Here is a 10,342-nt window from a genome sequence, read left to right as displayed (position 1 = left end):
TGAATGCTGTTTGTCAGGGGCAGCGGTCGGCAGACGGATTTTTTCATTTTGGGGCTTGACTTTTAATAGTTAGTCTCCCATCAAGGAGGAATCTGAATCGGCTGCTTGATACCTCCTTGGGAGAAAATTATATCGGTTATGTTTCCTGTATCAGTCCGCAGACATTCGCTTTTTACTCTTTATATTCGCAATTTTCTACATATTCTGCTCTTAGAATATATGTTGCAAAAAGCAAGCCCACAAGGAGAAAATGACACCTTGTGGGCTCATGTTATAGATGTTCAAATTTATAGCCGATTCCGGCGACACTCTCAATATAGTTTGGAAGATCCGGTTCAAAGCGCAATTTCTTACGCAACTTACTTATATGATTATGAATGGCTTTTCTCGAATAGAAATCACAATCCTCTTTCCAAACCAAATCGGTAATCAGTTCGTAAGTAAAAACACGTTTGGGATTGGCAATGAGTAATGCCAGTATATCAAACTCCTTACTTGTCAGGTTGATCATCCGTTCTCTAACCCTGACAGTACGGTGTTCCAGGCATAGATAAAGCTCGCCTTCCTGTATTTCTGTCAGAGGATTTTTCTCTGCTGCGGAAGAAGTGTGACAGGAATTGAATACTGTTCCATGACAGACTCCATGTTCCAAAATATATTGCATTAGAGCATTCTTTTGTTCCTCGTTAAGAAGCAGAAATAACTTTTCGCCAATCTGTTTGCCGGATTCTTCTATATCAAAAACAGCTAATGTCCCATCACATCATCACCTCCGTAAAATTTTTCAATTACTCCACAAAGAACAGAACCCGCCGGATCAGCTCTGGGATATTGACCGGGCGGTGATATAGTCGTTCACGCCCTCATGCCGGTATTCATATTCCGTGGCAAGGTCGTTGTTCTCGGTGAGGATAAAGAACGGCAGAAGCCGGACAGGGGGACTCTTCATTTGGAACATCCCCGCCACTCGCCGCAGCGTATGAAACAGCTCCATTGCTGTGCCGTCCGGCAGTTCCAGATCGCACACGATCAGTTCAATTTCCTTATCCTCAAAATTCCGGCGCTTGGCCTCCCCAATCGAGGAAACCAGAATCAGGTCAAAGCCCTTTTGCAGCATAGCCGCCCGCAGCACTCCGGCGTTGGTATCTTCCGCATGAACAAAGAGCAACTTGTGAAAAGTCGGTGCCTTTTCGCCGGATAACTGCCGGTAGGCGTATTCCACCAGCTTATCTTGCAGCAGCAGCCCTTTCATTTTGTCCATGCACAGCGTCGCGCCCCAGCGCTTGGCCTCCTGTTCGTAGTCGTCCTTGTCATGGCAGGACGCCAGAATAAAAGGCAGCTCCTTATCTGTGGCCCGCACCTCGTCCAGAAAGTCCATGCCGGAACCATCCGACAGGTCGAGATCACAGCAGACCACTAGCGGCATTTCCTCTTGGATGGCGGTCCGCGCTTCTTTCAGCGTACAAGCCGTTTTCACCGGGTAGCCCCGGTGCTGTAAGTATTTTTGCAGACACCATGTATAGGTGTCGCTGTCGTCGATCAGCAGTATCTTTTTCATATGTCCTCACCCCCAATATTGATTTACCACAAGCATAAACTACAAATGTTACACAAATGTCCGAGGTGCCTTTGATTTCGACAGAAAAACAGGCTGAATTGTTACAACGCTCGGACATTTCAAAAATTTTTTGAGAAATGGCGAAAAAGGCGGGGCAGCACACGCCGCCCCGCCAATTCCATACGGTTATTCCATTGCCCGCATTTGTTCTGTTAATGAACGCTTTTTCAAATCCCGTATTTCCCATACAGAAAGAATCAACTGTAAAAGAATCAATATTAGTAGATATCCACCTATCTGCATTGTTGGAAATTGATATGAGAGATTTGGCATACCGAATAGAATACCAACAGCTTTGCTCACAGGAATAGCTATGGGAATACCAACTAAAAGAACGATTCCAAATGAAACAAGTACATATAGCAATCCCTCTGTTATGAGAGAACGATATAATTGTTTTAGGCTTAATCCAACAGAGCGTAATGTACTGATTTCCTGTTTACGCGCTTGATGGTTAGAGAGTGTCATATTGATTAGATTGATTATTCCAAACAGCAAAATTAGTAATGACAGCATTTGCAAACTTCCAAACAATAAGTTCATAGAAGATTCCATGTACTCTACAACATCATTATAGCTGCAAATAGAAAGCCCCTTTTCTTTAGAGGTAATTTTCTGCTGAATGGCTGATTCTATTTCATCATTATAAGTTTTATCAGTTATGATCTCCCATGAGTAAGCAAAATTTTCTGTGTTTGGGAATAGTTGTTGTGCAAGTTCTTGTGTAATTATAAGATTCGCTGGATCAATAGCATCTGTACCGTTTTCGGTTCCGACAAAGCTCTTATCAAAGAAACCGGAAACAATACATTCTATTTCCTCTCCACTATTTGTAATCTTTATAGGCGTCCCTTTTGTAACCCCCAGTTCCATATATCCATCTGTCAATAAAACTTCAAACTGATTTTTAGGCATTTGTCCATCTATCAAATGTTGTTCAACAAAGCTAAAATTACCTTCTGTACTTTGATCCGAAATTATATCACACATTCCCTCAGTAACATTTCCATTGATAGAATAATGACACATTCCTACTGAATCTCTAAGTGGTATAATCTTTTGGATTCCTTTAGTATTCAAAAGTTCTTCTCTCAAAGATTCGTTTAGCGAATTATTTGCTTCGTTTTTTCCAACTGATTCTTCAGAAAGATATATACGGAAGCTTCCGCCGTTTACAAAAAACTTTTCACGGACAAATTGCTCTGGCGTATTACTAACTGCTGCGGATGCAGATATAAATAAGAGTAATCCTCCAAATATCAATGAAAGCAATGTACTAGCTGTCTTTTTCTTATCGCGTCCAAGATTTAATAGAGCTAAAGAGTAAGGTGAAATTTTCTTATTATGTTTTCGAGATTGCATCGGAGCATTTCGATAAGCTATATATCGTACTGCCTCAATAGGGGAAGTAGTTGCTGCAATTTTAAGCGGCTTGCGAACAGATAATTTCACCATAAGAGTGCAAATGATGGAAACGCCTATCATTACAAAAGGAATATTGATAGGAGAAAATCCGCTGGAAAATTCATTACTTCCCAAAACAGTTCCGACAATCGCACCCAAAACAATACCCGGAGGAATTCCAAGCCATGATAAATATCTACTTTCATAGTTTATCATTTTCTTTATCTGTAATGCAGTTGTACCTAAAGTGCGTAACTGTCCGAAATTTCTTATTTTTTCATTGATAGAAATTCTGAAAATACTTTGGATTACCGTTATACCTGCAAATAATACCAACACGGACAAACTTACAAAAGTTAGTATATTTTCAAATGACAATCCCATATTCTCTCTAAAAAAGAGAAAACTTAAGCTATAATCAGCACCAATTTCTTTTCCAATAGAAGCAATTCTTTCTTTTAGAATTTCTTTTGATGTTGAATCTGCATCAGCAAAACAAACATAGCTTTGGTATTTTGCAGGATTATAATTAGAGCTATTTTCTACAAACGATTTTGATATATAGCACGAGTAATTGCCCTGTGATTCAGTCGAGCTTTCCGTAATCCCAGAAATCACAAAATCTTGTGATTTTCCGTTTATTTGAAAAGAAATTTTATCTCCGATTGCAGTATTAGAAAAATATTTGTTCACCATTTCACGGTCAACTGCAATTTCATTTTCTTTAGATGGCATAGTCCCATCTTTTAGTGTAAATTGATTTCGGGCAATATAGCATGCCGCATCATCCATATATGCCAAATACAATGAATATCCCTCTGGCATTTTTATTTCTCCCAGATTGTAAAGCGACGCTACCATTTCGATTTCTGGTTGATGACGAAGTTTTTCAATTTTATCCTCTGTCAGATTATCATAGCTGGCTTGAAAAGTGGCCATATTATTTTGAGATTCCTGAAAAGCAAAAAATAATGTTCCACACATTGACATCAAAAACGCTGCCAGTGAAATAGCAATTATTATCATAAAATTCCGGCGCTTTTCGCTTTTCAAACTTTTCTTTGCCAGCTTCTTTGTAATGGCGCTGGTATCATTTTCAAAAGGCCATGTCATAGCTTTCCACCTCCTTATTCCACAATCTTTCCATCCTCAATGCGGACAATCCGATCTGCAAGACGGGCTATGTCGTTGTTGTGGGTAATCATCACGACAGTTTGCCGGAACTCCGCACTGGTACGCTTGATAAGTCCCAGCACCTCGGCGCTGGTCTTGCTGTCAAGGTTGCCGGTCGGCTCGTCGGCCAGTACAATAGCCGGTTTGGTAATCAGGGCGCGGGCAATCGCCACACGCTGCTGCTGTCCGCCGGAGAGATTGTTCGGCATATTTTTTAGTTTATCTTCCAGCCCCAACAAGTGAACGATCTCGTCCAAAAACTTCTGATCCACCGTGTCCCCGTCCAGCTCCACCGGCAGGACGATGTTCTCATACACATTCAGGATGGGAACAAGGTTGTAGTTCTGGAAGATAAAACCGATGTTGCGGCGGCGGAAGATGGTGAGCTGTTCATCGTTCATTTTCGACAGCTCTTTGTCCCGGACAATCACATTGCCGGAAGTAGGGGTGTCCAGCCCGCCCATCATGTGAAGCAGGGTAGACTTGCCGCTGCCGGAGGTTCCCACAACGGCCACAAACTCGCCGTCCTCCACAGAGAAGTTCACGCCGTCAAGGGCGCGGGTGATGTTCGGCTCTGTGCCGTAATACTTTTTCAGGTCGATAGTCTGTAAAATGCTCATAAAATTCAATCCTTTCTTTGTTTGTTGTAAATGCGGAACGCTACTGCGCCGGTGGCCGCCAACTGTACCAGAATCAGCACAGCGAACAGGCCGAAGCTCTCATAGTAGAACAGTTCATCCCAAAATAGGAGAACATCACAGAGAGCAGTCAAGGCAACCGTCCAGCGGATGTGCCGGGCCAGCCATTGCCGGAACACCAGCACAAGGGCAACGGGCGGGACGATCAGCAGCGTCAGATTCAAAATCAAGGTCGGGGTCAGTTCCATTGCGTCGCCTCCTCACTTTTGTCGATTTATAAATTGAAATTATATATACCTGAAAGCCGATTAACAGAATCAGCGTAATACTTTGGGGAGGACAGAAGCAACTGTCCTCCTGTTGGGAAGTGTTCAGCCTTATTCAAGGACTTGAGGGTTTTCTACATAAGAGCGAACTACTGTACCACAATTTTTGCAAATTACATGAATCAAATTTTCGCCTTTAAGTGTCAAGGCTTTATTTGGTTGAACTTTTGCATAAGTGGATTGAATCCCCTCAACAACATCTTTGCCACCACACCACGGACAAACATACTGTTTCTGCTCATTCATAGAACGCGCCTCCTTTCTTGTTGATAAGGCTATTGTAAAACCCAAATGTCCGCGAAATGTTACAGCGGCCAAAAAATTTCATTGAAAATCGGGGTGAAATGTTACAACGCTCGGACATTTCAAAAAAATTTACGGCGGGCAGCCGGAAATGGCCGTCCGCCGCGTTCTATTTTGTCGGCAGCATAATGGAAAATTCCGAACCCTTGCCCGGCTCCGAAACCACTTTGATATAGCCGCCCTGCCGCGTTACGATCTCGCGGGCCAGATACAGGCCAATGCCCACGCCCTGCTGTTCGTGTACTTCTTCCTCACGATAGAAGCGCCGGAAGATGGCGGCCTGATTGCTTTCGGAAATGCCCTTGCCGGTGTCGGTCACTTTGATCTCCACATACATTTCCCACAGCACCACCGACACAGCGATTTTCCCGCCTGCCGGGGTGTACTTTACCGCATTGTCCAGCAGGTTAAAGAGGGCTTCGGATGTCCACTTGCTGTCATGGAAAACGGTCAAATCCTCCGGGCAATCCACAGACACGGCGATTTCCTTTTTCTCCGCTGCATACACGATCCCACTCATGGCCTGCGCCACGGTATCAAAGAGGCGGCCCGGCTTCTTATCCAACTGGATCACGCCCGTTTCCAGCCGGGAGGTTTTCACAAGGGCCTGAAAGAGAAAGTCCAGCTTATCCGTCTGGCTGCGGATTCCCCGGATAAAGTCGGTGCGCTCCGCCTCGGTCATGGGCTTTTCCAGCAGAGTATCCGTCGCCATTTTCAGATTGCCTACCGGCGTTTTCACCTGATGGGAAATATCTGATACAAGGGTCTGTAACTCCTGCCGTTCCTCGTCCACCCGGCGGCGGTTCTCCTGCATGATCTGGTAAAGCCTTGCCAGCCGGTGTCCGATTCTGGCAAGCTGGGTTTCACTGTCCTCCGGGCGCTGGGGCGCTTCATTCCCGGCGATCATGTGGTCTAAGGTCTGGCACAGGTCAGCGGTAAACTGCGACAGCCGCTTTCCAAACGCCTGCGTCAGTACAAAAATCCCCACAAGAGCGCACAGCAGCAGCGCCCCGCCCGTCAGCAGCACCGCCGTCTGTTTTGTCACAAAAAACAGGGCTATGGTGATCCCGGACATGGATAGGACAAGCCCCATTGCCACCCGGCCAAACAGCCGCTTTACCGATAGGTTTTGAAACTTCATTTTGCCTCGCCTCCCGTCCATTGATAGCCCATGCCGTAAACGGTCTTGATGTAGGGTGCGTCGCCGTCGGATTCAATCTTGCTGCGAATCCGGCTGATGGAGGTTGTCAGGGTGTGTTCGTCTACAAACCGCTCGTCTATATCCCACAGCTTTTCCAAAAGCTGCCCACGGGTCAGCACTTGCCGGGGATTTTTACGGAACAGGTTCAGCATTTTGTACTCCATCGGGGATAGGGTCAGGGGCTTGCCGTTTAAGGAAGCCATCTGCTCCGAGAAGTCCAGAAACAGCCGCCCGTCGTCGTAAATATCCTTAGCCGGTTTGTGGTGTTCCAGCATGGCGAACATGGCTTTGATTTTCCGCTGTAAGGCCCCGATCACAAAGGGCTTTGTGATGTAATCCACCGCGCCCACCTCATAGCCCCGTATCTGGTCGCTCTCCTGATCGTTGGCGGTTAGGAAAATCACGATGGTGTCCGGGTGCTGGGGCTTTATCAGCTTGCACAGCTCAAAACCGTTCCCGTCCGGCAGGTTGATGTCCAGCAGCACTAAATCAAATTCCCGCTGGCGGATAGCTTCGGCTGCGGTTCTGGCATTTAGGGCAGAAGTCACGCCGTAGCCATCTGCGGTCAGGTTATAGTCTAACATCTTATTCAAAAAACTGTCGTCCTCGACAATTAAAATCTGCTTCATATCCTCACTTCCTTTGCTTTTTGCAGATAGTATAACAGGCAAATGTCCGCGAAATGTTACAATGACGGAAAAATTTTATTTTCTTTTTTACGACCATCTACAGGTTTATGTGCATTTTGGGGAATAAGCCATATACGACTGAGATGGACTACACCAGCAATCCGATTTTCTGCACACAATTTTTGCACTCTGCGTTCAGATAAATTCCATTTCTTTGCAGCTTCTTGTACTGTCATATATTCAAACATTTTGTTCTCTCCTAATCTAATTTATATTTCTATTTTAGTCGGTTAACCGAATAATAGCAACAGTTCCAATGCAGGAAGTCCCTAAATAGGGGGGACAGCATTACATTCTTTCATGATTTCTCCCCTATATTTTGATATATAAATAATTTGAGCAATGCTATAATAAAATAAGTTATTTATTATATTTTTGAAAAAACAAAATTTAATCTTGACTCTCTCGTGGCGTAAGGGTTTACGCTTAAAACGAAAGGAGGATACATGAAAACAGTAAAAGATGTGTCGGATATAACCGGAATAAGCATACGGACACTTAGATATTACGATGAAATAGGCTTATTGAAACCGACAAAACTAACTGAATCTGGTTATAGGCTTTATGATAATAAAGCACTGGAACAATTACAAGAAATTATGTTCTTTAGAGAATTGGAAATTCCGTTGATGGATATTAAAAAAATTATGGAAAATCCGAATTATGATAAAGAACAGGTTTTATTAGCTCAAAAGAGTTTTCTGGAAAAAAAACGCAACCGATTAAACGGAATTATTGAGTTGATAACAGATGTCATGAAAGGAGTTAATACCATGAGCTTTGAAGCATTTAACAATGACGATATTCAAAAAATGTTAGACCACACTTTAGAAACTATGTCTAAGGAGGCACTTGATGAACAAGTAGCTAAATATGGAAGTAAAGAAAAATATAGAGAATATTTAGCCAGCGGATTTGCAAATGAACAGGCAATGGCAGATCTGGTTAAATGGTATGGAAGCAAAGAAAAAGCAATGGAAGCGATTTTGCAGTCTACTGGAAAAGCAGATGAGTCCAAGCCCGAACAGGACGAAAATGATAAAATCTATAAACAGTTCATGTCAGCCAAAAAGGAAAACAATGACCAGTTAGCAAAAGAAGCGGTTGTCATGCTTGCTGAAAATTACAAGAAGCTGTTTCATCTGGATAACGCAAGAAATATTCTTCTCGATTTGGCAAAAGAATATCTGGCACATGAAAAATTAGCGGAGGCAGCTGATAAACAGTATGGCGCAGGTTGTGCTGAATACATCGGAAAGACAATTCAAATGTATTATGGCATTTAAGTTTTAACGGAGAGTGTAAAAGTACCGGGTACAGAGAAGTTTAAGCCTCTGTATCCGGTGCGTTGCTTATTGGCAAGCAATGCAATCTTACGTAAGATTGCGTATTTAGCAGAAATCCCGTTCCCGGAATTCCTGCTAAATGCTTGTTGGTGACATATCCCCAAACCCCTGAGATCATTGCCGATGGCAATGGCTGCGCGTTCCGTTGGAACGCTAAAAACAAAAAGCTGACAAACCTTATTGACGGGATTTTTCTGTGCTGCGCTGCGGTTGTGGAGGGGAAGAAATCTCCAATAGATATTCCACATTAGCCCGAACATTATGAAGTTCTTTCATATCATTTCTGGTCTGCTTATAGGCAGAATAGGCTTTCCGTTTTTGTTCCAGAAGATCGGTGTATTCCTCCCGGAGAGATTTGACAGAGGGGAGCTTTTGGATTCCCAACTCGTCAAAATGATTCTTTGCCGCCTGGTGCAGCAGAATTTCAGACTCATGTGCTGTTCGGTATTTTTTGCTGTACCCGGCTTTGCGATATTCTACATAGACAGCCCTCGTTTTCGCATAGTTTACGATCTGCTTTTGCAGCTCGGCATTGGCGTTCATTTTTGACTCCAGATCTTTGATCTGAACGGATAAGGTATTGAAATTAGTGGTAGCGGCGTTGGCTTTTTCCAGAAGATCCTCATAACCCATATCGCCATGTTCTTTTAAGTAGAGCACTGCCTGGGAAAGCTGCTTTAGGTTGAACACTTTTGCCCAACGCTCATAACCAGAACCCTTGCCGGAACGGATTGCAGCTTCAATATCAACCAGCAATCCAACTTTGGAAACCGGTTTTTTAGAAAAGGCATGGCAGGGTTTTACTGCCCGTGTACCGGCAATCCGTTCTTTGATGGCCTGTTCTGTATAATCGCCTTTGAGTGTGTCACATCGGGTATAGTTTTCCTGTCCCGGAACTCGGAACCGAAGATGTTTTCTTTCACGGTTAACTTCAATCCCGGCAGCCTCCAGCTTCTTTAGAAGTTCCTCAAAATCTTTTGGCTTTTCCTCTAATGCAGCATCAATAACAATACGTATCTGCTCCTGAAAGGAAGGCTGCTTTTTATTTCCCAGCCATGTGCCATAATGCTCCCGGCTGGGTTTCGGATTTTCTATAATCGAAAGACCATGTTCCAAACACAGCTTGTCATTCATTCGCCGGATTGCCCAGGTAGAGCCCCAGAAGTTGCGAAATTTTTTCTGACAGTCCAGTGTAGTAGAGTTGATAATGATGTGATTATGGACATGGTGCTTATCTACATGAGTGCAGACGACAAAGGCATGGTTTCCTTTTGTGAGCTTCAGTGCCAGCTCCCTGCCGATCTGATTGGCTTCTTCCGGCGTAACTTCGCCGGGCTTAAATGCCTGACGGAGATGGTAGGCGATCACATCATCCGCACCCTGATTTCTGCCGGTCAGATTTGCATACTGTCGTTTGGACAGAAGGAACTCTGCATCAGCAAGCCGGGTATCACACTCATAGCCATAAATGAATTTTCCAAAATCGGTTTTCTGAGGATTTTCCACATAATCAATAATATCTGCAATCGCAGTAGAGATGTCCCGACCTTTTCCTACATGCAGAGGCATCAGTCTTGTGGTCGCTATTTTCGTCACCTCCTTAACTTAATTTCAATCAGAGAAGTTATAATTGCAGAAAAAGAG

Annotated in this window: 10 protein-coding genes and 1 pseudogene; 1 reads left to right on the top strand and 10 read right to left on the bottom strand. The window is 43.8% G+C overall.

All coding sequences use genetic code 11. The features are described 5' to 3' along the window. Positions 1 to 271: 271 nt before the first annotated feature. From GKG34_RS06790 to GKG34_RS06750, 9 genes and pseudogenes are all read right to left on the bottom strand, one after another. Positions 272 to 664: a winged helix-turn-helix domain-containing protein gene (locus GKG34_RS06790; protein ID WP_154255853.1), complete on the bottom strand. Its 393-nt coding sequence runs from the start codon at positions 662 to 664 to the stop codon at positions 272 to 274. A gap of 124 nt (positions 665 to 788) precedes the next feature. After that, positions 789 to 1,558, bottom strand: a pseudogene (locus tag GKG34_RS06785) (response regulator). Positions 1,559 to 1,744: 186 nt separating this feature from the next. After that, a complete protein-coding gene (locus GKG34_RS06780; protein WP_154255852.1) occupies positions 1,745 to 4,135 on the bottom strand; it encodes an ABC transporter permease in 2,391 nt (796 codons plus the stop codon). A 14-nt stretch (positions 4,136 to 4,149) separates the two neighbouring features. Continuing rightward, positions 4,150 to 4,815, bottom strand: a complete 666-nt coding sequence (locus tag GKG34_RS06775) for an ABC transporter ATP-binding protein (RefSeq protein ID WP_002586598.1) — start codon at positions 4,813 to 4,815, stop codon at positions 4,150 to 4,152. Positions 4,816 to 4,820: 5 nt separating this feature from the next. Continuing rightward, positions 4,821 to 5,081: a hypothetical protein gene (locus GKG34_RS06770; RefSeq protein ID WP_154255851.1), complete on the bottom strand. Its 261-nt coding sequence runs from the start codon at positions 5,079 to 5,081 to the stop codon at positions 4,821 to 4,823. A 129-nt stretch (positions 5,082 to 5,210) separates the two neighbouring features. Then, complete coding sequence (locus GKG34_RS06765) at positions 5,211 to 5,405, bottom strand: Lar family restriction alleviation protein (RefSeq protein ID WP_154255850.1); 195 nt, start codon at positions 5,403 to 5,405, stop codon at positions 5,211 to 5,213. A gap of 166 nt (positions 5,406 to 5,571) precedes the next feature. After that, on the bottom strand, positions 5,572 to 6,603 hold the full coding sequence (locus GKG34_RS06760) for a HAMP domain-containing sensor histidine kinase (protein WP_154255849.1): 1,032 nt from the start codon (positions 6,601 to 6,603) through the stop codon (positions 5,572 to 5,574). After that, positions 6,600 to 7,292, bottom strand: coding sequence for a response regulator transcription factor (locus GKG34_RS06755; RefSeq protein ID WP_154255848.1), 693 nt, complete (start codon positions 7,290 to 7,292; stop codon positions 6,600 to 6,602). The genes GKG34_RS06760 and GKG34_RS06755 overlap by 4 nt, the downstream gene beginning before the upstream one ends. Positions 7,293 to 7,348: 56 nt before the next feature. Beyond that, complete coding sequence (locus GKG34_RS06750; protein ID WP_046442308.1) at positions 7,349 to 7,540, bottom strand: helix-turn-helix domain-containing protein; 192 nt, start codon at positions 7,538 to 7,540, stop codon at positions 7,349 to 7,351. A 258-nt stretch (positions 7,541 to 7,798) separates the two neighbouring features. Here GKG34_RS06750 and GKG34_RS06745 point away from each other — a divergent pair, with 258 nt between their 5' ends. Continuing rightward, positions 7,799 to 8,638: a MerR family transcriptional regulator gene (locus GKG34_RS06745; protein ID WP_154255847.1), complete on the top strand. Its 840-nt coding sequence runs from the start codon at positions 7,799 to 7,801 to the stop codon at positions 8,636 to 8,638. A 237-nt stretch (positions 8,639 to 8,875) separates the two neighbouring features. Here the strand turns inward: GKG34_RS06745 and GKG34_RS06740 are convergent, their stop codons facing one another. Beyond that, positions 8,876 to 10,285, bottom strand: coding sequence for a relaxase/mobilization nuclease domain-containing protein (locus tag GKG34_RS06740; protein WP_347563432.1), 1,410 nt, complete (start codon positions 10,283 to 10,285; stop codon positions 8,876 to 8,878). Positions 10,286 to 10,342: the final 57 nt, after the last annotated feature.

Source organism: Faecalibacterium sp. BIOML-A4 (genome assembly GCF_009679665.1).
In the GTDB taxonomy this organism is placed as follows: domain Bacteria; phylum Bacillota; class Clostridia; order Oscillospirales; family Ruminococcaceae; genus Faecalibacterium; species Faecalibacterium taiwanense.
Note: the sequence above shows the minus strand (reverse complement) of the source record. Positions and strands in the feature narration are given on the sequence as shown.

What these genes read in the sequence shown, in the direction of transcription:
- GKG34_RS06755 (WP_154255848.1), bottom strand. Translation starts at nt 7,292, where the DNA reads ATGAAGCAGATTTTAATTGTCGAGGACGACAGTTTTTTGAATAAGATG.
- GKG34_RS06775 (WP_002586598.1), bottom strand. Translation starts at nt 4,815, where the DNA reads ATGAGCATTTTACAGACTATCGACCTGAAAAAGTATTACGGCACAGAG.
- GKG34_RS06745 (WP_154255847.1), top strand. Translation starts at nt 7,799, where the DNA reads ATGAAAACAGTAAAAGATGTGTCGGATATAACCGGAATAAGCATACGG.
- GKG34_RS06780 (WP_154255852.1), bottom strand. Translation starts at nt 4,135, where the DNA reads ATGACATGGCCTTTTGAAAATGATACCAGCGCCATTACAAAGAAGCTG.
- GKG34_RS06760 (WP_154255849.1), bottom strand. Translation starts at nt 6,603, where the DNA reads ATGAAGTTTCAAAACCTATCGGTAAAGCGGCTGTTTGGCCGGGTGGCA.
- GKG34_RS06765 (WP_154255850.1), bottom strand. Translation starts at nt 5,405, where the DNA reads ATGAATGAGCAGAAACAGTATGTTTGTCCGTGGTGTGGTGGCAAAGAT.
- GKG34_RS06770 (WP_154255851.1), bottom strand. Translation starts at nt 5,081, where the DNA reads ATGGAACTGACCCCGACCTTGATTTTGAATCTGACGCTGCTGATCGTC.
- GKG34_RS06790 (WP_154255853.1), bottom strand. Translation starts at nt 664, where the DNA reads ATGCAATATATTTTGGAACATGGAGTCTGTCATGGAACAGTATTCAAT.
- GKG34_RS06750 (WP_046442308.1), bottom strand. Translation starts at nt 7,540, where the DNA reads ATGTTTGAATATATGACAGTACAAGAAGCTGCAAAGAAATGGAATTTA.